This window comes from Providencia rettgeri (assembly GCF_023205015.1).
Taxonomy (GTDB): Bacteria; Pseudomonadota; Gammaproteobacteria; order Enterobacterales; family Enterobacteriaceae; genus Providencia; species Providencia rettgeri_E.
Map to the genome: position 1 here is coordinate 4,449,918 of NZ_CP096258.1, position 26,548 is coordinate 4,476,465.

Consider the following 26,548-nt stretch of genomic DNA (forward strand, 5'->3'; position numbering starts at 1 on the left):
ATCTCCTTACACCTTTTCCACATTGACAAGGAATGATTTAAATTCCGGTGTCTGAGTATTCGCATCACCCACAAACGGCGTTAATGTGTTAGCAATAAAGCCTTTCACAGCCAAACCTTCAAAGCCCCAGTGAATAGGAATACCGATAGTATCGATATCTTTCCCAGCCACTTTCAGCGTATGAATACGTTTGGTCACCACCGCTTTCGCTTTGATGTAACCACGTTTGGAGCTGACTTTCACCGTATCGCCTTGCTTGATCCCTTTCTCATTCGCTAAACGTTCACCAATTTCAATGAACTGCTGTGGCTGAATGATGGCATTTAACAAGGCGTGTTTTGTCCAATAGTGGAAATGTTCAGTCAAGCGATAAGTGGTTCCCACATAAGGGAATTCTGTCGCTTTACCCATCTGCGCCCAGTCATCTTTAAACACACGAGCCGCCGGGTTTGACACAACTTTCGGGTGCAGTGGATTGGTATCCAATGGCGTTTCTATCGGTTCGTAATGCTCTGGGAATGGGCCTTCGGCCATTTTATCCAGTGCAAATAGACGTCCCATTCCTTCTGGCTGCATGATAAACGGACCAACACCACTACCTGGTGCAGCATTGCTATAGTCAGGAATATCCATGCCTATCCACTTGCTGCCATTCCACTCAAGGATTTGACGTTTTGGATCCCACGGTTTACCCATTGGGTCTGCCGATGCGCGGTTATAAATCACACGGCGGTTAAGAGGCCACGCCCATGCCCAACCTAATGTATTCCCCAGACCCGTTGGGTCAGAGTTATCACGGTTAGCCATTTGGTTGCCTTTTGGTGTCCAGCTACCTGTAAATATCCAGCAGCCACTCGCGGTGGTACCGTCATCACGTAACTGTGCAAACGAGCTCAGCAACTCACCTTTTTTCGCAATAACGTTGCCATCAGCATCTTTCAAGTCAACCAAGGCATAGCCATTGTTTTCTTGAGCAACTTCTTCTGGCGTTGGGTGATCACGGTCGAAGTAATTCCAAGTCATACTTAGAACTTGTTCAGGTACCGCACCACCTTCAGACGCATACAGTTGGCGTAAACGGTGGAAAATACCGGATAGAATTTCACCATCACTAATCGCTTCACCAGGTGCATCTGCGCCTTTCCAGTGCCACTGTAGCCAACGCGCTGAGTTAACAATCGAACCATTTTCTTCAGCAAAACAACAAGATGGCAGGCGGAATACCGTCGTTTGGATTTCTTCCGGCTTCACATCATTCATTTCGCCGTGGTTTTGCCAGAAATTCGACGTTTCGGTGTTCAGCGGGTCAACGGTGATTAAATACTTCAGCTTAGAAAGTGATTTAATCACTTTGTTTTTATTCGGGAATGAGGCCACTGGGTTAAAGCCTTGGCAAATATAGCCATTTACTTCGCCCTTATCCATCATCTCGAAATAACGCAGCACATCGTAGCCTTGATCCCATTTCGGTAATAAATCAAAGCCCCAATTATTTTCTTTCTGCGCTTTATCGCCATAGAACGTCTTCATCAAACTAACAAAGAATTTCGGGTAGTTACCCCAATAGTTTACCTGGCCTTCAACCGTCGCTTTTGGCGTGTTTGCAGCTAAGTAACTTTCTAATGTCGTTTGTTTTTCTGATGGTAAGGTCAAATAACCCGGCAAGCTTTGAGATAACAAACCTAAGTCAGTCAAACCTTGGATATTGGAGTGTCCGCGCAGTGCATTAACACCACCGCCTAACATCCCCATATTACCCAACAGTAATTGGATCATCGCCATGGTACGGATATTTTGCGCACCCACGGTATGTTGAGTCCAACCTAATGCGTATAAGAACGAGGCTGTTTTATCTTTAGCACTGGTTTCTGCAAGGTACTCACAGACTTGCAAGAAGTCTTTGATTGGCGTCCCACAGATGTTATTCACCACTTCAGGTGTATAACGGCTGACGTGCTCTTTTAATAGGTTTAACACACAACGTGGGTGTTTCAGAGTCGGATCGCGCAGCGCAAGGCCGTTTTCATCCATCTCATAGTTCCACGTGGTTTTGTCGTATTGACGTTTTTCTTCGTCATAACCTGTAAACAGGCCATCATCAAACCCATAATCTTCACGAATAACTAAACTGGCGTTGGTATACGCTTCCACGTATTCACGCTGAATTTTCTCATTATCCAGTAAATATTTGATAACACCCGATAAAAATGCGATATCAGTCCCTGAACGGATAGGCGTGTAAAAATCCGCCACTGCCGCAGTACGGGTAAAGCGTGGGTCAATAACAATGAGTTTGGCTTTATTATGGATTTTAGCTTCCATCGCCCAGCGGAAACCGACTGGATGCGCTTCTGCCGCATTACCACCCATAACGACAACTAGGTTTGCATTTTTAATGTCAACCCAGTGGTTGGTCATCGCACCGCGACCAAATGTTGGAGCAAGACTTGCTACCGTTGGTCCGTGTCAGACACGCGCTTGGTTATCAACGGCAAGCATGCCGAGAGCGCGGGTGAATTTTTGCGTTACAAATCCGCTTTCGTTACTACCAGCCGATGCGCACAGCATACCGGTGGTTAGCCAACGGTTAACCGTCACACCCTCTTTATTTTTCTCAATAAAGTTCGCATCGCGGTCTTCTTTCATTAGCTTAGCGATACGATCAAATGCGTCGTTCCAAGTGATACGTTTCCACTCATTAGTACCCGGCTCACGCACTTCAGGGTATTTCAAGCGGCTTTCACTGTGGATAAAATCGATAAGTCCAGCACCTTTCGGACAAAGTGCACCACGGTTTACCGGATGATCCGGGTCCCCTTCAATATGGAAAATGCTCTCTTTAGCATTTTTCGCGCCATCACCGAGGCTGTACATCAACAGCCCACAGCCGACAGAACAGTAGGTACAGGTATTTCTGGTTTCCTTCGCACGCAGTAATTTATACTGGCGCGTTGACGCTAACGCGGTGGCGGGTGCAAAACCCAAGGCCGCTGCCGTCGTACCTGCCATACCGCCAGCGCAGATCTTAAAGAACTGCCTTCTGCTGACTTGCATGGGGATCTCCTCATTTACATTGCTCATGTTTACCTAACGTCAATCGCGATAATCAGGTAAACTCTTCTTATTCAACGTTATCCTTACGTATCCAGGTTCATTGCCTGGCAAATGGTGTAAATTCTTTTTACCCATAATTAATATTATGTATCATTAATGCTAGGAATTCATCTAATGTATGAAACAAATACTACAAATGACTCCAAATTAACCAAAATGATTGGCTTAAACCAAACAACCGTGCAACAAAAAGGCAACCTTGATTTGCCTGTTAATGACTATGTTGCCGAAGAATATCCTGTTGCTTTAGTCTTCAATGGCATATCCCATGTGGTAATGATGGCAACGCCGAAAGATCTTGAGGACTTCGCGGTTGGGTTCGCTCTTTCTGAAGGGATAATACAGTCAGGTGATGAAATTCGTGGAATTGATATCGTTGAAGGCTGCAACCGCGGAATTGAAGTACAAGTAGAATTATCTAGCCGCCGGTTTATGGAGTTAAAAGAACGTCGCCGTAATTTAGCGGGGCGTACTGGCTGTGGTATTTGTGGAACAGAACAACTTGACGAAATCTTCAAACCTATCGCCCCTCTGCCTTTCACCCAAACCTTTTCTTTGTCCTACCTCGATAATGCATTACATGAATTGAAAAAAGTGCAAGAAATTGGTGCACTGACGGGCTGTACCCACGCTGCTGCATGGATCTCTCCAGAAGGTGTGTTAGTGGGAGGTTGCGAGGATGTCGGTCGCCATGTGGCTCTTGATAAACTTTTGGGAATGAAACATCGCAACCAATGGCAGCAAGGTGCGGTACTGGTTTCTAGCCGTGCCAGTTATGAAATGGTGCAAAAAGCCGCCAGCTGCGGCGCAGAAATTCTGTTTGCCGTTTCTGCGGCTACCGCCCTCGCTATTGAGGTAGCAGAGAAAGCCAACTTAACGTTAGTTGGATTCTGTCGTCAGGGGAAAGCCACGGTGTTTACGCATAGCTTTCGTATCAGGAACTAATTTTTAAAAATTAAATCTAATAATTGCAATATCATATAAATTATATCAGATTGAAAAATAATAAATATTTGTCATTTTAACTTGTTATTTTTGTCGTATTTTCTCCATTGAGAAATGTTGTATTTTTGATTATAATATAATCAAAGCGCATAGGAGGTATAATGACAATACAAGACAGAATACAAAAAAAAGTAAAGCGTTCTAGACGTTCTGTTTTCCTACGCTCTGACTTTTCAAAAATAGCTGATTATGATCAAGTAGGCCGTATACTCAAAAAACTTACAGACAATGGTTTATTAATGAGAATTGGTTATGGTGTCTATGTAAGAGCCAGAGTGAATCGCATCACTGGTAAATTAATGCCAGATAACCCAAGTGGTGCTGATGGCGTTATTATCGAAGTAATGAAAAAACTCAATGTTGATTATACTTTTGATAAGCTATCTATGATGAATTTGTCTGGTGAGAGTACACAAATTCCTTCTAACATTAAAATTATCCCTAAAAATCCTAAATTTACTCGTAAAATTAAGGTAGGGAAACAAAGTATCAATGAAACTCGATAGCTCTTTATTTATTGATGTTGCCGATGCCATAGGGCTCGGCAACCCTGCAATAGTTGAAAAAGATTATTATGTTGTTCAATTACTTAAACTACTATCTAACTTTCAGTTTACATATCACCAAGCCATCTTTTCAGGAGGAACAGCTCTCGCCAAATCGGATATCAAAACTTATCGAATGTCTGAAGACATTGATATAAAACTAATTCCAAACCAAAGATATCTTGAATTAGCATCTCGAAATGCAAGAAAAACAGCCAGAAAAGAAATAAAAAAAATTATTGAAGAAATAATTAACCAAAATCCTATTTTTTCTTTAGATAATGCGCCTTCTGTTAAAGATGAATACCGCTATTTTTCCTTTGATATCCGTTATCCTCAAGATCACAGGCAAGTACCATGTTTACGCCCTTTTATAAAATTAGAATTTATAGAGACAGACCTTCTTAGTGAACCCATATCTAGGAATATTCAATCTATTTATTCAAATGTTACAGAATCTGATATCGAAATTTATAACATGATTTGCTCGGCAATTATTGACACTCAAGCTGAAAAGTTACTATCAATGCTACGAAGAACAGCGAGTGTTGCAAGAAATGGCCAACGTGAAGATGATGAGACACTTATTCGACATGTTTATGATACTTTTCATATACAGCTATCCCAACCATCTAATATTGAATTCTTAAGTCAATTACTGAAAAAAGCACTTGATGGAGATATTACAAGATACGGAAATCAACACACACAACTGGTTGACTCGCCTATTACAGAACTTCGCTATGGGCTAAAATTATTAGTAGAAACCCCCAAATTCATAGAGCGTTATAATAACTATGTAAGTCCTATGGTTTATGCAGAAGTTCCTATTCAATGGGATGAAGCAATTATTGCTTTTACTAACTTAGCTAATCAAGTATTGGATTATATAGAACAAAAACTTAATAAATAAACTAAAAGTTAGCCAATCTTTATTACCCATTGGCTAACCACTGTACCTTTTATCTTACTAGCTAATAGTCATCACTTCCCAATGCAGAAAGTGAAAAAACATTAATTATCAATTAATTATAATTAAATTGGCGTGCATTTGGGGTAATTTCGGTTATTCACCTAAGTACGGTTACTTTGTACTGCCAGAACATATTATATTAAAAAATGCGTTCTGCGTCAGTGTTCAAGGTATTGAGGAACCAATATGCCAACCTATGCAAAATCGTTAGTAACTTCTAAGAAAGGTATTAACTACGTAAGAGGAGTTATCGAGGGAGTTGGCTGCTTGTTTCAAAAGATTGAGCAGGAAAATGATCTTGGGATAGATGCGATTTGCGAGTTGATAAACTCAAATGGTCAGCCAGAAAACCACCTTTTTGCTTTGCAGATCAAGTCTGGTGACTCTTACTATGATAGTTCTAAAAACTCCTGTTCATTTAGGATAGGAACTCATAGGGATTACTGGACAAATTATAAGGTCCCCCTTTTTGCTGTTGTTTACATACCATCTCTCGACACGGCTTATTGGACAGATATTAAGAAATTTCTGAAGAGTAACGTTCACGCTAGCTCCATTAGTTTCGATTTGAGTCGTGCCAATCACTTTGATGAAGAGAAGTTCATTTCTTACTTTAAGCCCTTGGTTACTGGGAGAGGGCCAAATATTTCTCTGGAAGACAGTTTAAGACTTGTTAGAAGCAGTAATGATGACGAGGCTTGGCTTGGTTTAACAACGTTATTTAGGCGATTTCCTAATACATACCAAACCTGGGATGAGTTGGTTAGAGCTTTCAAAATAAGAAGTATTGCCAAAATTCCTAGATTACTCATTTATCTTCTAGCCCATATCCCTTGGCATGGCGATATTTCATACAGTGGCGAAGATATAAAGTCAGAGATTAGATGTTATGCCGCTGACTTGTTTAATTCGTTTGATGAAGGTGACATACGTAAGTTACTGTCCATGATCGATGACAACGGAATACAGAGGGGAGCTATCGGGCAATCGGTCGAAGCTGTAATTAACTGTGTAGGTAGTGCATCACAGTATCTAATCAGAATTATCAGGAATGGCTGCGACAGTATGGAACTAAGAGAATCAGCAGCGTTCATTTTGGCCGTCGATAAAGGTGTTGAGGCTATACCGTACCTTCGAGAGTTAGCATCTAGTGGCAGCGAGATATCCAGTTTGATTATTCAGGATATCGCTGAACATGGTGGGTTTTACCCATACTCTTAATGCTTTTGATTTTCACCTCAACGATACCCATCTAATCTATCAATAATTAAGTGCAAAAAGTCCGCAACCCAAATTGGATGCGGACTTTTTTTTGTCCAGAAAACCACCGTTTATTGAACAGTTAGAACACTTACCTATTGTCATTTTCAGAAGACGACTGCACCAGTTGATTGGGCGTAATGGCTGTTGTGCAGCCAGCTCCTGACAGTTCAATATCAGAAGTGATCTGCACCAATCTCGACTATGCTCAATACTCGTGTGCACCAAAGCGAGGTGAGCATGGCGACGGAGGCTCTGTTGCAAAGATTGGCGGCAGTCAGAGGTAGGCTGTCGCTCTGCGCCGATCAGGCGGCTGCTGCGAAATGGTGGTTGAGCATGCCCATGGCCTCCGTCAGCGCCGAGGGCCCAATGCCAAAAGCTCTCTCCACAAGGCGCACCTCGCCCCTGATGCCGGGCTGCAGGCACCAGGGGCGAGCCTGTCCTTTGCGCAGGGCTCGCATGACTTCGAATCCCTTGATCGTGGCATAGGCCGTGGGGATCGATTTGAAACCGCGCACCGGCTTGATCAGTATCTTGAGCTTTCCGTGATCGGCCTCGATCACGTTATTGAGATACTTCACCTGCCGGTGGGCCGTCTCCCGGTCCAGCTTTCCTTCGCGCTTCAATTCGGTGATCGCTGCACCATAGCTCGGCGCTTTGTCGGTATTGAGCGTGGCAGGCTTTTCCCAGTGCTTCAGGCCTCGCAGGGCCTTGCCCAGGAACCGCTTCGCTGCCTTGGCGCTGCGGGTCGGCGACAGGTAGAAATCGATCGTGTCGCCCCGCTTGTCGACTGCCCGGTACAGGTAGGTCCACTTGCCCCGCACCTTGACGTAGGTTTCATCCAGGCGCCAGCTCGGATCAAAGCCACGCCGCCAGAACCAGCGCAGCCGCTTCTCCATCTCCGGGGCGTAGCACTGGACCCAGCGATAGATCGTCGTATGGTCGACCGAAATGCCGCGTTCCGCCAGCATTTCCTCAAGGTCGCGATAGCTGATCGGATAGCGACAATACCAGCGCACCGCCCACAGGATCACATCACCCTGGAAATGGCGCCACTTGAAATCCGTCATCGTTCCGTCCGTCCAATCTCCGCCAAGCATGCTCAAGCTTCACGATTTTTGCAACAGAGCCCACACGAGTATTGAGCATAGTCGAGATTGGTGCAGATCACTTCTGATATTGAACTGTCAGGAGCTGGCTGCACAACAGCCATTACGCCCAATCAACTGGTGCAGTCGTCTTCTGAAAATGACATTTGGTATCTCTCATAAACGGATGTTTTTGAGAGAACTATCTTCGGCCTTCACACGCACGAAAGGCGGCGAAGCTCCGCCGTTAATCCGTCCGCCGGAGATCTCGCCCAGGCAGGCTGAAGGCCGAGCAAGCCTGACAGGCCCGAAAAGCCCGGCACGGGCGTCGGCGGCGATGACGGCGGCGGCATTATCCAGGGTTGATGATGGAAGTGGAGGATATCGACAACCTCTCGCGCAACCAAGACATCGCGGTCGGACTGCAAGTGATCTTGAAGCCACGGGCCCGTCCCACCCCGACATGGACCTCGATGCCCGAACGGACGTTAGATTTCGAGTTCTAGGCGTTCTGCGATGAAGGTTGGATCCCAGCCGGGATTGAAAGTGTCGACGTGGGTGAATCCGAGCCGCTCGTATAGGCCACGCAGGTTCGGGTGGCAGTCGAGCCGCAGCTTGGCGCACCCCTGCGTTCGCGCGGCATGGCGGCAAGCCTCGATCAGCGCGGAGCTGACACCCCGGCCCGCATGTGTCCGTCGCACCGCGAGCTTGTGCAGATATGCGGCCTCCCCCTTGAGGGCGTCGGGCCAGAACTCGGGATCCTCGGCCGACAAGGTGCAACAGCCGACGATGCCGTCGCTGCAACTCGCGACTAGGAGCTCGGATCTCAGGACGAAGGTCTCCGCGAATGTCCGGTCGATCCGCGCGACGTCCCAGGCGGGCGTTCCCTTGGCGGACATCCACGCCGCAGCGTCGTGCATCAGCCGCACAACCTCGTCGATATCACCCGAGCAGGCGACCCGAACGTTCGGAGGCTCCTCGCTGTCCATTCGCTCCCCTGGCGCGGTATGAACCGCCGCCTCATAGTGCAGTTTGATCCTGACGAGCCCAGCATGTCTGCGCCCACCTTCGCGGAACCTGACCAGGGTCCGCTAGCGGGCGGCCGGAAGGTGAATGCTAGGCATGATCTAACCCTCGGTCTCTGGCGTCGCGACTGCGAAATTTCGCGAGGGTTTCCGAGAAGGTGATTGCGCTTCGCAGATCTCCAGGCGCGTGGGTGCGGACGTAGTCAGCGCCATTGCCGATCGCGTGAAGTTCCGCCGCAAGGCTCGCTGGACCCAGATCCTTTACAGGAAGGCCAACGGTGGCGCCCAAGAAGGATTTCCGCGACACCGAGACCAATAGCGGAAGCCCCAACGCCGACTTCAGCTTTTGAAGGTTCGACAGCACGTGCAGCGATGTTTCCGGTGCGGGGCTCAAGAAAAATCCCATCCCCGGATCGAGGATGAGCCGGTCGGCAGCGACCCCGCTCCGTCGCAAGGCGGAAACCCGCGCCTCGAAGAACCGCACAATCTCGTCGAGCGCGTCTTCGGGTCGAAGGTGACCGGTGCGGGTGGCGATGCCATCCCGCTGCGCTGAGTGCATAACCACCAGCCTGCAGTCCGCCTCAGCAATATCGGGATAGAGCGCAGGGTCAGGAAATCCTTGGATATCGTTCAGGTAGCCCACGCCGCGCTTGAGCGCATAGCGCTGGGTTTCCGGTTGGAAGCTGTCGATTGAAACACGGTGCATCTGATCGGACAGGGCGTCTAAGAGCGGCGCAATACGTCTGATCTCATCGGCCGGCGATACAGGCCTCGCGTCCGGATGGCTGGCGGCCGGTCCGACATCCACGACGTCTGATCCGACTCGCAGCATTTCGATCGCCGCGGTGACAGCGCCGGCGGGGTCTAGCCGCCGGCTCTCATCGAAGAAGGAGTCCTCGGTGAGATTCAGAATGCCGAACACCGTCACCATGGCGTCGGCCTCCGCAGCGACTTCCACGATGGGGATCGGGCGAGCAAAAAGGCAGCAATTATGAGCCCCATACCTACAAAGCCCCACGCATCAAGCTTTTGCCCATGAAGCAACCAGGCAATGGCTGTAATTATGACGACGCCGAGTCCCGACCAGACTGCATAAGCAACACCGACAGGGATGGATTTCAGAACCAGAGAAAGAAAATAAAATGCGATGCCATAACCGATTATGACAACGGCGGAAGGGGCAAGCTTAGTAAAGCCCTCGCTAGATTTTAATGCGGATGTTGCGATTACTTCGCCAACTATTGCGATAACAAGAAAAAGCCAGCCTTTCATGATATATCTCCCAATTTGTGTAGGGCTTATTATGCACGCTTAAAAATAATAAAAGCAGACTTGACCTGATAGTTTGGCTGTGAGCAATTATGTGCTTAGTGCATCTAACGCTTGAGTTAAGCCGCGCCGCGAAGCGGCGTCGGCTTGAACGAATTGTTAGACATTATTTGCCGACTACCTTGGTGATCTCGCCTTTCACGTAGTGAACAAATTCTTCCAACTGATCTGCGCGGGAGGCCAAGCGATCTTCTTCTTGTCCAAGATAAGCCTGTCTAGCTTCAAGTATGACGGGCTGATACTGGGCCGGCAGGCGCTCCATTGCCCAGTCGGCAGCGACATCCTTCGGCGCGATTTTGCCGGTTACTGCGCTGTACCAAATGCGGGACAACGTAAGCACTACATTTCGCTCATCGCCAGCCCAGTCGGGCGGCGAGTTCCATAGCGTTAAGGTTTCATTTAGCGCCTCAAATAGATCCTGTTCAGGAACCGGATCAAAGAGTTCCTCCGCCGCTGGACCTACCAAGGCAACGCTATGTTCTCTTGCTTTTGTCAGCAAGATAGCCAGATCAATGTCGATCGTGGCTGGCTCGAAGATACCTGCAAGAATGTCATTGCGCTGCCATTCTCCAAATTGCAGTTCGCGCTTAGCTGGATAACGCCACGGAATGATGTCGTCGTGCACAACAATGGTGACTTCTACAGCGCGGAGAATCTCGCTCTCTCCAGGGGAAGCCGAAGTTTCCAAAAGGTCGTTGATCAAAGCTCGCCGCGTTGTTTCATCAAGCCTTACGGTCACCGTAACCAGCAAATCAATATCACTGTGTGGCTTCAGGCCGCCATCCACTGCGGAGCCGTACAAATGTACGGCCAGCAACGTCGGTTCGAGATGGCGCTCGATGACGCCAACTACCTCTGATAGTTGAGTCGATACTTCGGCGATCACCGCTTCCCTCATGATGTTTAACGTTCGAAATAAGGGGCGCCGAGGCGCAGCCGAGGGAAGTTAAAAGCGCAGCTTTTAACCGTCCCGGTTGATTGACCTGTTAGGCCAGTGTTTTTTGCAAGAATACCAGCGCCGTGCGCCGCAGCAAACTGACCAAGAACAATCGAATTTGAAAACCAGAAAAACTGGCGCACCGGAACAACACGCCGGCCGGAGCCGTGGGTTTTGAAACCTTCGCAAGAATAGTCGGTTTTGGCCGATGCCCCTGAACGAAGTGAATTGTCTTTGGGCGCGCATTCTGGCCATAGACGTTTCTTGAGACGTAACCAGAAAAATGCGCGCCTTCTGCTGAAGAAGCCAATACCGTAAAAAACTTCTGCAAGAACGCTGGTTTTGCTTTTCCTGACTAAAGCCAAGTTTTAAAGCTCTAAATAAAAATAGGCCTAACATTCGGTTGAGCTGCGAACGGGCTTGTCCCGTGAGTCCGCTCGAACCGGTTGTTAGGTGGCGCCAGTCCACATTTTCCATTATTTTCTTCGCAATTGCAAGCAAATGATCGTTTTCCTGCGTATGTATAGGTATGGGAACTTACATTCCCCATCGGGAAGGGATAATCCAGACCATAGTCCGCAATTCTCTAACCCAGTACCAAGCCTACGCAAGTCCATCGCAAACTATCCTTGACCGCCTTGAGCATTTTGCTGAATGTGCCGATTGGACCAAGGGTGTTGTTCGAATACGTTGCCATGATTGTGGACATTCGTACTTCAGGCCATTTTCGTGCAAGGTTTTCCACCTTTGCCCATCCTGTGACCAAAAACGGACCTTACTCTATGCTGAATACCTGGCCGAGGATTTGCTCCTTGATCTACCGCATCGGCAATTTGTTTTTACGATTCCCAAGATTCTCAGACCATACTTTAAATCGGATAAGCGACTGTTTGGCGAGGTGTCCAGGCTGGTATTCTCCTTGCTTTCTGATTTTTTCTCCCTGGCAGCCGGTCAAGAACTACTATGTGCCTGTGTTGTCAGCTACCAGTCGTTTGGTGAATTCGCTCGATTCCACCCGCACTGGCATGTTCTGGTTCTGGAAGGTGGGTTCACCAAGTACGACCGCTTTGTATATTTACCAATCGGAGCCGACGAAGGGATGCTCAAGGTCTGGCAAGCAGCGATTATGGCTTTGTTTCTGCGAAAGGAACTAATAGATCAAGCTCGTGTAAATATGCTCAAGGACTGGAAGCATTCTGGCTTTAGCATCGAGAGCGAAACCAGACTATTCAAAAAGGCCGATCGAGAAGCCCTCGGCCAGTATGTCGTTCGCGGCGCTACCTGTGCAGAAAAAATTCAGTATAATCCAGCTTCCGATACCGTAATCTGGACAGCTGCACCAAAGGGATTCTACAAAGGCAAATCTGAAACATTCAAAGGTTTTGAATTCGTTGACCAACTGGTAGCCCATTTACCGCCACGACGGGTTCAATTGGTTCGTCGCTATGGCGTATATGCGGGTAAAGTCCGCAAGCAGTGGCAAGAGCGCCCCAATATTTATAACCTGGCCCCAGAAAGTTGGCAAAAGGGTCATCCAAGCGAACCCAAAATTGTTCAAGCCATACCTCAGGAGAAACCAGAAACTGTACAGGCTCCAGATTCTTGGTCCAAGTTGCGCAAACAAAGTTGGGCACGGTTGTTACAGAAAGTCTATGAAGTTGACCCGTTTGTTTGCCCAAAATGCCAGGGAACAATGTCGGTTGTGGCGATAATCGAGGATCCCAAGGAGCTTGCCAAGATTATTAACTGGGCAAAGCAGCAGGAACGGGAGCAGCCAGTGGCCGTCTGTGCTCGTTCACCTCCTGAGCTTGCTTTGGTGTAGGTATAATACCCAAAAACGAAGTTTATGCGGAACAGGATAACACCTCGAAATCGGAGTTTATATGGCTTCGTGGGGGAGTTATGTGTTTGAGCTTTGTCGCATTAACGCGAATCAGGGGTTGACGGCAGAAATAGACTGGAATTACACTTCTTGGAGTCGGCGTTGCCGGAAAATTCTGATTGGATTAGTTGTTCGGGGTGCGAAAACAGTCGTAGTTCGGGGGAAAAACCGAATTTTGACCCGAAACCGCAAAAAACCCGAAATGACAGTTCCTATCAGTATCAGTATCAGTATAATGTCTATAAGAGCCGGGGAAAAAACAACAACATATAAACGATTTTCAAAGGCTATATGGATATGTATGATTAGGAGAAAATAATGGAGTTTCGTTTGGTTGATCTGAAAACATGGAAAAGAAAAGAGTACTTTACGCATTATTTTGAATCTGTGCCTTGCACATATAGCATGACCGTAAAGCTGGATATTACTACGATAAAAACCGGTAAAGCGAAATTGTATCCCGCCCTTTTGTATGCCGTTTCAACAGTAGTTAACCGGCATGAAGAATTCCGTATGACTGTGGACGATGAAGGTCAAATCGGGATATTTAGTGAAATGATGCCGTGCTATACAATTTTCCAAAAGGACACGGAGATGTTTTCAAATATCTGGACCGAGTATATCGGTGATTATACGGAGTTCTGCAAACAGTATGAAAAAGATATGCAGCAATACGGTGAAAACAAGGGCATGATGGCAAAGCCAAATCCGCCTGTGAATACTTTCCCAGTCTCTATGATTCCATGGACAACCTTTGAAGGATTTAATTTAAATTTGCAAAAGGGATATGGGTATCTGCTTCCCATTTTTACGTTTGGACGATATTATGAAGAAAACGGGAAATATTGGATTCCGTTATCTATTCAGGTACATCATGCGGTATGCGATGGATTTCATACCTGCCGTTTTATCAATGAATTACAGGATGTAATCCAAAGTTTACAAAACCATGGAGGTGACGAAGAATGAGTGAGGAACAGGGACTGACCCCGTATGAAACCAGAGAAATCCTAACAGCATAGTGCAAAAGCTAACAATCTTTTATTACTATACTCAAGTAAGATTGAAGGGTAATAACTACTACATCTGTACAATAAAATACCTTGAACGAATAATACTATAAAATAATAATCCAGTTACAAGTGTATGTTTTGTTTTGCACAATTAAGTATCGAAGCATACCTTCAATCGTTTTATTTCTTCTGCGCCGAAGGCGTCAAACTAACGTAGAAGTGAGGGGCGCCGCGCGAGGCGGTGTGAGGCGAAGAGCGCCCGCTTATTCGGCGTCCCCTCGACTGCCGGGTTAGACGCAGGCGATGGCATAAGCATGATGGGCAAGAGAATACCGCAGACGGCGGGCAAACGAGAAGCTGAGCTGATGCGAAGAACGGACGCTTGCGCACCCGAGAGGAAAACGCGGCGTTCGCCGGGGCAAAGGCGGACGAAGGCGGCGGTGCTAGCGCCCACGCGGGACGCGGGCGGTGGCAGGCCCATAACAGCAGTGAAAAGCGAAGAAAGAAAGTCTGACGCTCGGGCGTAGGCAGGACAGAAGAAGCTTGAACCCCACCCCGCGACCCGCCGTAGCACACCGCCGACGCCAACGGAAGAGAAAGCGACGAACAGCGGCCGTAGCGGGAGGGATGACCTGTGTGACGGAGAAATGAGGTTTCCGGTTCTCATAAGCGCACGCACAAGAACAGCGGCGGGTGTGGGCTAACTTTGTTTTAGGGCGACTGCCCTGCTGCGTAACATCGTTGCTGCTCCATAACATCAAACATCGACCCACGGCGTAACGCGCTTGCTGCTTGGATGCCCGAGGCATAGACTGTACAAAAAAACAGTCATAACAAGCCATGAAAACCGCCACTGCGCCGTTACCACCGCTGCGTTCGGTCAAGGTTCTGGACCAGTTGCGTGAGCGCATACGCTACTTGCATTACAGCTTACGAACCGAACAGGCTTATGTCCACTGGGTTCGTGCCTTCATCCGTTTCCACGGTGTGCGTCACCCGGCAACCTTGGGCAGCAGCGAAGTCGAGGCATTTCTGTCCTGGCTGGCGAACGAGCGCAAGGTTTCGGTCTCCACGCATCGTCAGGCATTGGCGGCCTTGCTGTTCTTCTACGGCAAGGTGCTGTGCACGGATCTGCCCTGGCTTCAGGAGATCGGAAGACCTCGGCCGTCGCGGCGCTTGCCGGTGGTGCTGACCCCGGATGAAGTGGTTCGCATCCTCGGTTTTCTGGAAGGCGAGCATCGTTTGTTCGCCCAGCTTCTGTATGGAACGGGCATGCGGATCAGTGAGGGTTTGCAACTGCGGGTCAAGGATCTGGATTTCGATCACGGCACGATCATCGTGCGGGAGGGCAAGGGCTCCAAGGATCGGGCCTTGATGTTACCCGAGAGCTTGGCACCCAGCCTGCGCGAGCAGCTGTCGCGTGCACGGGCATGGTGGCTGAAGGACCAGGCCGAGGGCCGCAGCGGCGTTGCGCTTCCCGACGCCCTTGAGCGGAAGTATCCGCGCGCCGGGCATTCCTGGCCGTGGTTCTGGGTTTTTGCGCAGCACACGCATTCGACCGATCCACGGAGCGGTGTCGTGCGTCGCCATCACATGTATGACCAGACCTTTCAGCGCGCCTTCAAACGTGCCGTAGAACAAGCAGGCATCACGAAGCCCGCCACACCGCACACCCTCCGCCACTCGTTCGCGACGGCCTTGCTCCGCAGCGGTTACGACATTCGAACCGTGCAGGATCTGCTCGGCCATTCCGACGTCTCTACGACGATGATTTACACGCATGTGCTGAAAGTTGGCGGTGCCGGAGTGCGCTCACCGCTTGATGCGCTGCCGCCCCTCACTAGTGAGAGGTAGGGCAGCGCAAGTCAATCCTGGCGGATTCACTACCCCTGCGCGAAGGCCATCGGTGCCGCATCGAACGGCCGGTTGCGGAAAGTCCTCCCTGCGTCCGCTGATGGCCGGCAGCAGCCCGTCGTTGCCTGATGGATCCAACCCCTCCGCTGCTATAGTGCAGTCGGCTTCTGACGTTCAGTGCAGCCGTCTTCTGAAAACGACACCTATGGATTGGTTTTTTAATCAATAATCTGTTAAAATACTCGTATAAAAAACTATGTAAATAAAACGTGCATGAATCAAAGAGTCGGCTATGCCAGAGTATCAACTGATGACCAGAACCTGCATCTCCAGCGGGATGCGTTGGTTGCTGCCGGTTGTGAAGTCATTTATGAGGACAAAGCCAGCGGTAAAAGTACTGCCCGGCCAGAACTAGATAACTGTCTAAAGGCTCTCAGGCCAGGTGATACGTTAGTTGTTTGGAGGCTCGATAGACTCGGTCGCAGCCTGGGTGATTTGGTTAAAGTCGTGACTAATTTGATTGATGAACGGGGAGTTGGATTCCTGAGCTTACAAGAGCAGATTGAAACCAATAGTGCTTCTGGAAAGTTGATTTTTCATGTATTTGCAGCTTTAGCTGAGTTTGAGCGTAATTTAATTAGTGAACGGACTAAAGCTGGACTTGATGCTGCTAGGGCTCGGGGACGTAAAGGTGGCAGAAAGCCGAAGCTCGCACCAAAGGATATTCGAGAGATTAAGGTATTACTAAAAGATCCAAGCATACCCGTTTCCGATGTAGCTAAACGATTTGGTGTATCTAGAACAACAATTTATAACAGTGTCGGGGTCATAAAACCTGACCGTGAGGGGGCAAGTATATGAACGCTTTCCACTTTCAGGATCTTTTAAGTGAGTCAGCAGAGCCTCTTGTTCGTTATGAGGCCTGCAAAGGTATGGCTCGTGGTTATGCTCACTCTATCATAGATGACCAGTATCGACTTAAAATCGCCAGGTCTTATTGCGCAGCTTTAATAAAATCTTATTGGGACGAAATTAACGCTAGGCACAATAGCAAGCTTAAAATTTTTTCAATCCCAACTGATTCCGAATTGGCCGAAATTACTCTCGATGCAGAGGATGTTGCTAAAAATACCGGTAAAGTGATCGCACAATTCCCTGATATTGATGCGGGCTATCTTATCGGATCAATATATACAGCCATGTTGCCTACTGCTTATCGATCTGATTTAGGAGCTTATTACACTCCGCCACCTTTGGTATCTAGGCTTCTTGATTTGGCTGAAGAAGCAGGCGTTGATTTCAGTACCGCGTCGGTAATTGATCCTGCATGCGGCGGAGGTGCTTTCCTTGCGCCAGTCGCTATGCGAATGCTCCAACGTTCCAAACATGCTTCAAGTGAATGGAAGCTTGCGCAAATAGGCAAGAGGCTCAAGGGGGTTGAGATAGATCCATTTGCTGCCTGGATGACGCATGTCTTATTAGAGTGTGTATTAATAGAACATTGCATTATTGCCAGAAGGCGGCTTGAAAAAAGCGTTATCAGTATTTGTGACGCTCTAACGTACCAGTCACCTGTAGATTTTGATCTTGTAATAGGCAATCCTCCATACGGTAAAGTTTCTCTTGATACAGAAGTTAGAGAGAAGTTTAGTCGCTCACTGTTTGGTCATGCCAATTTATATGGTCTTTTCACCGACCTCGCTTTAAGACTCGCCAAGCCTGAAGGGGTAATAGCTTACTTAACACCTACATCATTTTTGGGTGGGCAATATTTCAAGGCATTACGTGAGCTGTTAATTGATGAATCTGCACCACGAGCTTTTGATTTTATATCAAATAGAGAGGGTGTTTTTGACGATGTTTTACAAGAAACTCTTCTTGCAACATTCAAAAAGTCAGCAAGAAAAACACCGGCAAAGGTTTCATTGTTAGTACCGGAGGGGCTTAACGAAGCAAGAGTAGAGCCTATTGGAAAGGTATCAATTATTAAAGGTGATGGTCCGTGGCTAATCCCTAGAGTAGCTGAAGACGCTGCATTGTTAAATCGACTCAAGAAGATGAAGACCCGTCTCCCTGATCTGGGCTACGTTGTTTCGACTGGGAAACTTGTTTGGAATAGACATAAAAGCCAGTTACGTACTGAAAAAACAAAAGGGGCACTACCTCTTGTTTGGGCTGAATCGGTAACTTCAAATGGCTTTAAATTCTCTTCGGTGAAGAGAAACCATGTTCCTTATATTCAAATTGAAAAAAACCAGCGACATCTTGTAACTACTGATTCATGTGTTTTGGTGCAGCGAACCACATCTAAAGAACAAAATCGAAGAGTTCTCGGTGCTGTCATACCACAAGACTTTATTGATCGATATGGTGGTGTCGTTGTAGAGAATCATTTAAATATCGTTTACGCAGATACACTTATACGGGAGTTGAGCGTAGAAACTATCAACGGATTACTTAATTCTCAGGTCTTTGACCGTATATACCGTTGCATAAGCGGTAGTGTAGCTGTTTCTGCTTATGAGCTTATGGCCGTGCCTTTACCGAGCTTGGACGATATGAAAAAGCTGGAGAAGATCATTGCAGCAGGTTCTGATAGACTCTCCATCGAGAAGTGTATCGCAGGATTGTATGGAGAGAGCAAACTTGAGCTGGCCACATGTACCAAGTCTGGAGGTGATTGCTGAACGCTTACCTCTAATATTCCCTGAAGGGACAGAAAATCGTAATTATGTCATCCGAGAAATGGCTGCAAGAACTCTCTATGTTATGTTCTACGCAGGAGCTGTCGAGGGTGCTGATCGTTGGATTCGGCCAAGCCAAGTAACCGACATGTCTGATGTTCAGGCTGCTCTCTTGACGGACGAGGAGCGTCAGTCTTGGGTTAAGCAGGCGCTATCTAGTAAGAAAGATAGGCCTGTTACGACCTGGTATGCTCCAAATTCTCGAGAACCTGTCAGAGATGAAACTATTCGATATGGGTTTATAGCCCTTGGTGCCGTTATTGAACGCACTGGTTTGCCCGTGACAACTCCTCTTCCTAAATACGCAATGTCAAAAGCATTTGCAGCTCTGTTCAATGTAGATTTAATTGGGGATGATTTAGAGGCTTTAATTCGTAGCTGGCAGAACTCTCATCTTAATGCTGCCGCTTTAAGTCGAATTCGATTACTTGGTGCGCATGCCACTGCCGCAGCATCAGATCAGATAACCGCGACATTACCTAATTCTGGGTTAGTAATGCTTGAGTCTGGTCCGTCAGGCGTAATAGGTAAGGCGGTGATCGAACAATTCGCTCGGAAGTTTTTAAAGACGCCAGCCGTATTATGGTTGTCTCAGTCAGGGGAAAAGGTTGGTATTGATCTTGCGAGTAGGTTAAAGCTCAAAATTGACCCTTCAAAAACGTTACCTGACGTTATTTTAGTTGATCTTGGGACCAAGACTGACGGTAGTGACATGTTATTTGTTTTTATTGAAATTGTTGCTTCAGATGGTCCAATTAACTCTATGCGTAAACAGAAGCTAACTGAGATAGCTATTGAAGCTGGCTTCTCTGCCCAGAATCTTGCTTTTGTAACTGCATTTCAAGATCGTTCAGCCGCTCCATTCAAAAAAGCAATGTCAGAACTCGCGTGGGGAACTTATGCGTGGTTTTGTTCTGAGCCAGATAATTTAATTGAGCTAAGAGATGGCAGTTCTATAATCTTGTCAGAGCTTTTATGATTTTTAATACAGAACAGTATAATACCTCTATACTGTTCTTAGTTATCTAATATAATACTGAATCTTTTTAATATCATTAGAAATGTTATCATTGTAGAAATAAATAATGAATAGCAAAAAAATGAACATGTAATAAAAAAGTAGTAACTAAACCCAGTGTTGATTTTCGAATCGTAGAAGGAAATTACTGCTGAAAGTATTACAATTAGTATTGATGTAAGGATTGCATAGCAAATGTTGTGACATAATTCTTTGTAAAGATTTATGTGCTTCAAGTAAGAGGTTATTTTATCTGCGATAGTCTCATTATCTTTTTTATCTATGAGCTTACTCTTTTGATCATAAACCATTACGACAGCACTCATTAATAATGCTGTTGTTATAGCTCCGAAATTAACCATTATGCCAACTACTGAGCTCGGCATTACTTTGAATAAAAAGCATATTGTTCCAGAAGCTATGATTGGGAATATAAGATGAAAGAAAATATCTGATTTAGATAAACTATCTGAATCTTCATTTTTAAAACTGGAGATGTGATTCTTTATCAAGAAAAATATATTTATTTTATTCATATACAATATCCTTTGCCGTATATTTCACAAATATAATCATTTATCTCTTCTTTTACACAGTTATGTAGGTCGGCTTGATTAGGTTCGTTGGTTATTGGATTTATATTCAGACTTGCATCATCCAACGTTACAGATACGCCTTTTGCTATTATATTTCTTAAATCATAAATTTTATTTTTTCCATTCACCTGTGCTGTTATTTTTATTTTATCACTATTTGGCTCTAAAATATCTATTAACTTATTTTGTGAAGGAGATTTTCCGAGATAATCATTGATATAGCCCATTGAATAACCTTTGTTTTTTATTACAAAGTCGGCGGTCATTCTGTCACCAATTAATCGCATGGCATCTGCGGTGTCTTTACTTGTTTTATAGCCAATAGCTTTTATTTCTATTACAGGGGAGTCTTTAATAGTTTGAGGTATATCTTTGTGTAGTAATGGTAGTATTCTCGCTTCCAATGAAGGATTGTGCGCTTTAAACCCAAGTTCTACTGTGCTTTTTATTGGAGTTCTTGCATTTAATCGAGATGTTTCATGGAATGCAAAAATTCCAGTATCTAAGCTATCCGGTAGATAGATAAAAATATATCTTTTTTTCTCAGTGACTTCATCATGAGTTACTTTTTTATGATTTGTTGATGATAGAGTCTTCTGTCTAACAGTGTAGTTTTCTCCATAACGGCCCGCATTTACATAGCCATATATAATTCTTTTTGAATCATCAAAAGTTAAGTTTCCTGTTGGTATAGATACAATTAGTTTTGAATCTTGATCTTCCAGAGGGATGTTAACTTTGCTTTGGAGTATTTTTTTTGTAATTTCATAGGCGCTCAGTTTGTTATCACCATTTAACTCTCCAAGCTTGTATGATTTTCTTGATCTTTGCTTAGTTAAAACTCTGAATGATGACATGTGTACTGAGTGCATTATTATACCTTTTATTACTGATTCTCATTACTGTTTGTGAGTTGTGTGTTAAATATTTTTCGCACCTATAACTTAGGTTGGTGCTTGTAACTTCGATACTTCAGTTGGCGGTTGATTGTTTAAATTAGATTGATCTAAATAACCAAAACGCCACCGAAAAGCAGCTTGCTGATAAAAAATGTTGAGCTTTACATTCATAAGCAATCGAAAAACAATCTAAAAGCCACTTCTCAAGCAAACTTCATGGTTACTATATCTGTACTGCATCAAAAAGCCATCCAAAAACGACCTAAAGGTTATCAAATTACGATGTTATGCTCGACTTGACTACTGTATCCATTTGATTAGTATATAAAGTGTTTTTGGTAGCTGGCCTTCAAACAGCATTCTGCAAAACTAAGGCGATTGCCTTCATTTCTTAACCCTCAGGGGGACTGTCCCCTATGGGCATTCCTCCATCTGTAACAATCTCCCCGGAGGAAGACTCGATGTTTATCATCTTTATACTTGCAGCGTTATGCTGCTGCCTGTGCTTGTGTATTGCACAAGTTAAAAGGCTTCCATACCGCGATTTTGCTCAAAGCAATATCGTGTCCTTGGTACTCGATTCCGAGCTGCCAAACCAAAGAGGACCACCCTCAAAATCAGGACGAGTGTTGGAATACCCAACTTGCTCGATGCTCCACCCCGTCTCTGTCGCCGTAGGCGTAAACAGAGACGGGGGTAGAGCCCCCGACGGAAGCCTTGAGCCTCAAGGGCTCTAGGCTTTCGCACCGCGCACGAATGTGCGCGAATTATACCGCCTTCGGCGGTTGGCGCGCTTCGCGCTTTCCTTTCCAAAGAATGACACGACAGTACCAGCCGGATCTGCTGGCAGTTTGTTCCGTCGGAACAGACCAGCCAATGGAATGAGCAGTTCGCTCCATAGCAGTACAGTTCGTAATTAATGACCGTGGACATCGGGTTTAACTGTCCTGTGTTTGGGCAAGATCCCAACGTTGGCCTTAGCATGCAGAGCTAATTAAAAAACTGCGTTTCACTTACCACTGGATACGGACGGGCCAACAAAATAACAATTTTGATTAACAGAGTTAGGGGGAACAATGCGTTCAGAGCGGACTAATCCGGATTCACGGAATTTTGGCCTTCGTAGCCGAGATATAAACAAGGCTGCCCTGAACGCTCTCAAGGAGGGGATGAAGAGTTTTCAGTCCATAGCCACTATTCATGACCGATGGAGCGTTTTTAGCGCTTGGATTAAGTCCGAACAGGGCATAAAGGACATGCGGGATATAGAAAAGGCTCATTTGGTCGCTTATGCGGCGCACCTTAATGATCGCTACGAGCGGGGAGAAATTGCGCCATCCACGGCGCAGAACTACCTGAGCGCAGTGAATCGGGTGATGGAGATTGCGCGTGGCGACCGACAGGTACGTGTAGATCCTGTCTCCGAGGGGGGACTTCCAAAGCGCTCAGGTATCGCCACTGGCGACCGAAGTGTTTCGGAAGCTTCCCATAATGCCGCAATGGGGGCAGCCTCCGAGCGCCTTGGGGCTTTGCTGGAACTACAGCGTAATTTCGGTCTGCGGTTCGAGGAATCGGCCAAGCTGGATGCAGCCAGAGCACTAAGAGAGGCCGAGAAAACTGGCTCCGTGAGCATAAAAGATGGCACCAAGGGTGGCCGGGCGCGCACTGTTCCGATCACCAGTGATGCTCAAATTACGGCACTCCAGCGAGCCGCCGCCATACAGGATGGCCGCAGCATGATCCCCGCCGAGAAGAATTATCGTGAGTTTCGGCAAGAAGCCTACCGGGAGATCGGCCGCCATCCGGTGAACTTCCACGGCGAACGGCACCACTACGCTCAAACGCGCTACAAAACTTTGATGCGTGCTGATTGCCCGGTAAAAGCAGGTGTTAAACATGGGCGAGAGCACTATGAATATTTAGCCAAAGAACTTGGAGTATCAATAGCTCACGCCAAAATGCTGGACAAAGAAATCAGAACTGAAGTGGCTTTGGAATTGGGTCACGGTCGCATCGATGTGACAAATAGTTATTTGGGGTAATTGATGGAAAAATGGGTAAGAGAAAGAAGCCATGTTTATGTGCGGCACGGAGGGAAGACTGCTCGGCGAGCGATGGTAAAAAGGCTAATTGCGGCTTTAAATGATATCGCTGCCAATGAAAAAGGGGTCAACGCACCATCACAAATCGGAAGAGCTCATATCCATCGGTATTACACTAGGCATCAAGGATTGAGTTCCACGACATTACGGGATCATTTTTATGCGTTCCGACTCTTGTGGGAATTACTTAACCGTCCTGGAGAACCTCCACGCCCAAAAAACACCGGCTCTGCTGATTAAAAGCCATCTATGCCTATGTCATATTCCTTAATCAGACCTTCCGTTCGCCGCATTACCGTTTGTAATTACCGTATTATCATAATTATCGTAATTACGATAAAAAGCAGGTGGAATGGGGGCTTCTGCATAATAAAAATAGTTCCTGCATTGTTTAATTGTGCCCAAAAAGGGCCAATACAGCGCGTGTCGATTCAGAACTGAGCTGTTAAATTTGAATTAACTTCAGCCCCGTGCTGAGTATGTGCGATAGCTGGTCGCCAAAAACAAACAGCATTTTATCAATTTATCCCGCAACCGGGGTTCACCGGTTCTGCGGTGTAACCCCTTCAATTCCATCTAATTGGAGGTGTTTATGTACTTTTCTACGTTCGTTTTGATCATGATTGTTACCGTGGGCGTCATTGCTTTCGGGGCTAACATTGTCGCCAAATTACTAAATAAGGCTTCGATTCTTGCATATCGATCATTGAGAAAAACGCGGCCCGTACGGGTCGTCAGTCCATTGGTAATTAATAGCAGTTCATTGTGTGGTGAATGGTTGAAAGCTGCCTCCGGTAGCAATCAACCTGGTGTCTCCGATGCTGTCGAATGCGCTCCGCTTGAGGGTGAGCTGGTTGCAGAACGCGCTGTAATAGGTTCCACCAGGAAATTATTGTCAGCTCAAAGTTGAGGGAGATTTAATGTATCGACTGATTCTAGTAAACAAAAAAAAGCGAACGCGAGAGTATCAGCCTTCTGATGCTGGTTATAGGGCAGCTCTCAAAGCCACGCGCAAGTTTTTGGAACAAAATCCCCAGGGAAATGCGGTGCTTTACGGGCATGGTGTTTGTGAGTCCTTCACTATACGCAACATGCCTGAAGCCTAATCCCTAATTAAATAACCCAACCGGGTACTTTGCCCGGTTGGGCTAAGTCCCGGCTATTAAACTTTCGGAGAATTAATATGTTGGGACAAAATCAAACAGAGATCCATCAATTCGATGTGTGTGGCCGCGTGTATTATCGTGGGGTTAACTACACTGAAAAAGAAGGTGAGTTGGCTGTTGAAACGGTAGAAGCTACTTCTCATGATGAAGCTGAAGCGATGTTTAAAAGCCTGCAGGTTGAGTATGCTTGTGAGTGTAATCGGACTGTTGAGCGAATCGATATCACTTTCACTATTGACTTGACGATAGCTGAAAGCGACAACGATGAACCGTACTTAGTGATGTAATTACTAAGAAAAGCAAAGGGCCAGCTTGTCTGGCCCTTTGCTACATATGGTGATAGGAATCTACTGAATCGGTTTCATGAGCCTGCTTGGCCGTTTGCTCATCCAAGAGGTGGAGTATCTCTGATGCCTTGCGTCTGGCCTCGGCTACAATTTCTGGCTTCTCCTGCTCCAAGATCTGGTCTAGTGTTTTTGCCACTGGTAAATCTCGCTAGTTTAGTTAGACTCTAAGTATATAAGGTTTTACAAGAGAGGTTCAGTTCCGTGGATGCCTTTACTATTGCAATGTTAAGTTTGCTCGCATTTTTTACCATTGTGACGTTCGGAAGTTTGTATTTATACAACAAACACAATCAAAACCGCTCTGATCAATAAATATATGTGTATTAAACGGCCCTGTTATCAATGCTGAATAATTCAGCAACAAACTGGTATTTTTACTTTCTCAATTAGATGATCGGACATAGCGTTAATTTCCTCATCGTCTAGCTTCGGGGCAAACAGGGGCGTTCCCCAGAATTGAACCTGTGGATAGTCTGAAAGCCTAAATACTCCATACGGCCATCGGTCCTCGTCACCCAACCACCGGCGTAAAGTCAGATCTATACCCCATCCATCCTTTAGCTCTATCCAGCAATGCGGATTGATTTGTGTCTTGCTATGTACTGTTTCAACAAACCCTACTCTGCACTGATGTGGAATGTCTGATTTGGCTAGAATGTTGCTGATCACGTAAGTCATCACATCACAACTGGCTTTTGAATCCTCCAGATTTAGCAAAGCCAGTTCCAGTTCTTCATGCCACAGACTCATTGTGCCTTCCTAAATAGCAATTGCTGGCCTTTTTCATAGATAACTGGATATGGTAAAGCTTTGCCATCCTGGAACACACTACTGGGCGGGAAATACATGACTGCCCATTCCGGCAGCGCTCGGCTCGTACTTTTGTAAAAATCGTCCATTGGAAATGATTTCACGTCGCTGACCTGGGTGAAAATCAATCGAGAATATTTGGTTGTGTTATTAGCGGCCAGATTAAAGCTATCAATATTACCATTGCCCACAAAGGCTGGTGTTTTCCAAGGATTCGGCATTGTAACGTTGTATGCAATTACGCAGTTTGAGCCATCACAGCCAAATTGCGGAGCCATTACTGCCCACATAATTAAGGGGTTTCCATCAATCTTAGGCGCTGTACTTTCCACTATTTTAGTTAAATCCAGGTTCATAGATTTCGCGGCTACCGCAACGGCATTATCAATTAGGTTTATATAGTTGCTATAAGCATCTTCTGAGGATTTAGCCATTGATGCAGGCATCCATGCCATCAAACTTGGCCTAGCGGATGGGTTATCCGGTGATGTAAGAATGCTTGCAGTGTTAAACATGAGAGTTTGCTGACCGTTCAATCCTCTTAATGGAGCATCAAGCGATGAGGCCAAGCTTGTGACATTTAGCGCTTTCATCAATAGAGACTGTTTATATGAGTTCCGCCCATCTTCTGAGTCTCTCAGATCTTGGTCATAAATACCCCCAGCTCTTGCCAAGTTTAGCGCTCTGGACATCTCTGGATTATAGGATTTTGGGGTTGTAGCACAGCCTGCGAGCATAATGGCGGCGAACAAGGCTGTAGCTGAACTTACGGAAGTTGACATATTCATTTTCATTTAAAGCTCCTCTTTTAGAAATAGAGTGCCATTGGTTTGTGAAAATG

The 26,548-nt window shown here is 46.2% G+C and carries 23 protein-coding genes and 1 pseudogene; 13 read left to right on the forward strand and 11 right to left on the reverse strand.

Annotated elements, in window-relative coordinates; all coding sequences use genetic code 11:
* Positions 1–6: 6 nt before the first annotated feature.
* Positions 7–3,054 (reverse strand): formate dehydrogenase-N subunit alpha, encoded by a 3,048-nt coding sequence (fdnG, locus tag M0M83_RS20495; protein ID WP_125893768.1) that lies wholly within the window; start codon positions 3,052–3,054, stop codon positions 7–9.
* Positions 3,055–3,228: 174 nt separating this feature from the next.
* On the opposite strand from fdnG, the gene fdhD reads away from it, so the two are divergent.
* From fdhD to M0M83_RS20515, 4 genes are all read left to right on the forward strand, one after another.
* Positions 3,229–4,059, forward strand: a complete 831-nt coding sequence (fdhD, locus tag M0M83_RS20500; protein WP_213913812.1) for a formate dehydrogenase accessory sulfurtransferase FdhD — start codon at positions 3,229–3,231, stop codon at positions 4,057–4,059.
* A 161-nt stretch (positions 4,060–4,220) separates the two neighbouring features.
* Entirely contained in the window at positions 4,221–4,625 is a 405-nt protein-coding gene (locus M0M83_RS20505) for a DUF6088 family protein (RefSeq protein ID WP_125893772.1), read from the forward strand.
* The gene (locus M0M83_RS20510) at positions 4,612–5,577 is read left to right on the forward strand and encodes a nucleotidyl transferase AbiEii/AbiGii toxin family protein (protein WP_248467294.1); all 966 of its coding nucleotides are present in this window, start codon (positions 4,612–4,614) and stop codon (positions 5,575–5,577) included. The genes M0M83_RS20505 and M0M83_RS20510 overlap by 14 nt, the downstream gene beginning before the upstream one ends.
* A 246-nt stretch (positions 5,578–5,823) precedes the next feature.
* A complete protein-coding gene (locus M0M83_RS20515; RefSeq protein WP_001143643.1) occupies positions 5,824–6,858 on the forward strand; it encodes a DUF4365 domain-containing protein in 1,035 nt (344 codons plus the stop codon).
* 344 nt (positions 6,859–7,202) lie between these two features.
* Here the strand turns inward: M0M83_RS20515 and M0M83_RS20525 are convergent, their stop codons facing one another.
* The 6 genes and pseudogenes from M0M83_RS20525 to M0M83_RS20555 all read right to left on the reverse strand — a co-directional run bounded on the left by M0M83_RS20525 (position 7,203) and on the right by M0M83_RS20555 (position 11,641).
* On the reverse strand, positions 7,203–7,967 hold the full coding sequence (locus tag M0M83_RS20525; RefSeq protein WP_001389365.1) for an IS6-like element IS6100 family transposase: 765 nt from the start codon (positions 7,965–7,967) through the stop codon (positions 7,203–7,205).
* Positions 7,968–8,473: 506 nt separating this feature from the next.
* On the reverse strand, positions 8,474–8,974 hold the full coding sequence (locus M0M83_RS20535) for a GNAT family N-acetyltransferase (protein ID WP_000376623.1): 501 nt from the start codon (positions 8,972–8,974) through the stop codon (positions 8,474–8,476).
* A gap of 127 nt (positions 8,975–9,101) precedes the next feature.
* Complete coding sequence (gene sul1 / locus M0M83_RS20540; protein ID WP_000259031.1) at positions 9,102–9,941, reverse strand: sulfonamide-resistant dihydropteroate synthase Sul1; 840 nt, start codon at positions 9,939–9,941, stop codon at positions 9,102–9,104.
* Complete coding sequence (locus tag M0M83_RS20545) at positions 9,935–10,282, reverse strand: quaternary ammonium compound efflux SMR transporter QacE delta 1 (RefSeq protein ID WP_000679427.1); 348 nt, start codon at positions 10,280–10,282, stop codon at positions 9,935–9,937. The genes sul1 and M0M83_RS20545 overlap by 7 nt, the downstream gene beginning before the upstream one ends.
* A gap of 116 nt (positions 10,283–10,398) precedes the next feature.
* Positions 10,399–11,237 (reverse strand): annotated as a pseudogene (aadA1, locus tag M0M83_RS20550) (ANT(3'')-Ia family aminoglycoside nucleotidyltransferase AadA1).
* Between the two features lie 5 nt (positions 11,238–11,242).
* Complete coding sequence (locus M0M83_RS20555) at positions 11,243–11,641, reverse strand: hypothetical protein (protein ID WP_152551723.1); 399 nt, start codon at positions 11,639–11,641, stop codon at positions 11,243–11,245.
* A gap of 164 nt (positions 11,642–11,805) precedes the next feature.
* On the opposite strand from M0M83_RS20555, the gene M0M83_RS20560 reads away from it, so the two are divergent.
* From M0M83_RS20560 to M0M83_RS20585, 6 genes are all read left to right on the forward strand, one after another.
* On the forward strand, positions 11,806–13,098 hold the full coding sequence (locus M0M83_RS20560; protein WP_039644698.1) for an IS91 family transposase: 1,293 nt from the start codon (positions 11,806–11,808) through the stop codon (positions 13,096–13,098).
* 378 nt (positions 13,099–13,476) lie between these two features.
* Positions 13,477–14,127 (forward strand): type A-14 chloramphenicol O-acetyltransferase, encoded by a 651-nt coding sequence (locus tag M0M83_RS20565; protein ID WP_032488555.1) that lies wholly within the window; start codon positions 13,477–13,479, stop codon positions 14,125–14,127.
* 884 nt (positions 14,128–15,011) lie between these two features.
* Complete coding sequence (intI1, locus tag M0M83_RS20570) at positions 15,012–16,025, forward strand: class 1 integron integrase IntI1 (RefSeq protein WP_000845048.1); 1,014 nt, start codon at positions 15,012–15,014, stop codon at positions 16,023–16,025.
* A gap of 273 nt (positions 16,026–16,298) precedes the next feature.
* A complete protein-coding gene (locus M0M83_RS20575) occupies positions 16,299–16,886 on the forward strand; it encodes a recombinase family protein (RefSeq protein WP_001076375.1) in 588 nt (195 codons plus the stop codon).
* On the forward strand, positions 16,883–18,712 hold the full coding sequence (locus M0M83_RS20580; RefSeq protein ID WP_000990945.1) for an HsdM family class I SAM-dependent methyltransferase: 1,830 nt from the start codon (positions 16,883–16,885) through the stop codon (positions 18,710–18,712). Before M0M83_RS20575 ends, M0M83_RS20580 begins: the two co-directional genes overlap by 4 nt.
* Positions 18,657–19,748 carry a BsuBI/PstI family type II restriction endonuclease gene (locus M0M83_RS20585; protein WP_157832381.1) on the forward strand — a complete coding sequence of 364 codons (1,092 nt, stop codon included), beginning with the start codon at positions 18,657–18,659 and terminating at the stop codon, positions 19,746–19,748. Before M0M83_RS20580 ends, M0M83_RS20585 begins: the two co-directional genes overlap by 56 nt.
* Positions 19,749–19,786: 38 nt before the next feature.
* Here M0M83_RS20585 and M0M83_RS20590 read toward each other — a convergent pair whose 3' ends face one another.
* On the reverse strand, positions 19,787–20,323 hold the full coding sequence (locus M0M83_RS20590; protein ID WP_001033779.1) for a hypothetical protein: 537 nt from the start codon (positions 20,321–20,323) through the stop codon (positions 19,787–19,789).
* Positions 20,320–21,255, reverse strand: coding sequence for a hypothetical protein (locus tag M0M83_RS20595; protein WP_000556384.1), 936 nt, complete (start codon positions 21,253–21,255; stop codon positions 20,320–20,322). Before M0M83_RS20595 ends, M0M83_RS20590 begins: the two co-directional genes overlap by 4 nt.
* Positions 21,256–22,451: 1,196 nt before the next feature.
* On the opposite strand from M0M83_RS20595, the gene M0M83_RS20600 reads away from it, so the two are divergent.
* From M0M83_RS20600 to M0M83_RS20610, 3 genes are all read left to right on the forward strand, one after another.
* Entirely contained in the window at positions 22,452–23,324 is an 873-nt protein-coding gene (locus M0M83_RS20600; RefSeq protein WP_031951562.1) for an integrase domain-containing protein, read from the forward strand.
* 3 nt (positions 23,325–23,327) lie between these two features.
* A complete protein-coding gene (locus tag M0M83_RS21915; RefSeq protein ID WP_000417054.1) occupies positions 23,328–23,624 on the forward strand; it encodes a hypothetical protein in 297 nt (98 codons plus the stop codon).
* 943 nt (positions 23,625–24,567) lie between these two features.
* Positions 24,568–24,837: a hypothetical protein gene (locus M0M83_RS20610; RefSeq protein WP_000901447.1), complete on the forward strand. Its 270-nt coding sequence runs from the start codon at positions 24,568–24,570 to the stop codon at positions 24,835–24,837.
* A gap of 414 nt (positions 24,838–25,251) precedes the next feature.
* Here M0M83_RS20610 and M0M83_RS21920 read toward each other — a convergent pair whose 3' ends face one another.
* Together M0M83_RS21920 and M0M83_RS20620 are read right to left on the reverse strand one after the other, a co-directional pair.
* Positions 25,252–25,647, reverse strand: a complete 396-nt coding sequence (locus M0M83_RS21920) for a hypothetical protein (RefSeq protein ID WP_000060801.1) — start codon at positions 25,645–25,647, stop codon at positions 25,252–25,254.
* Positions 25,644–26,501, reverse strand: a complete 858-nt coding sequence (locus M0M83_RS20620) for a hypothetical protein (RefSeq protein WP_000783472.1) — start codon at positions 26,499–26,501, stop codon at positions 25,644–25,646. Before M0M83_RS20620 ends, M0M83_RS21920 begins: the two co-directional genes overlap by 4 nt.
* Positions 26,502–26,548 lie beyond the last annotated feature (47 nt).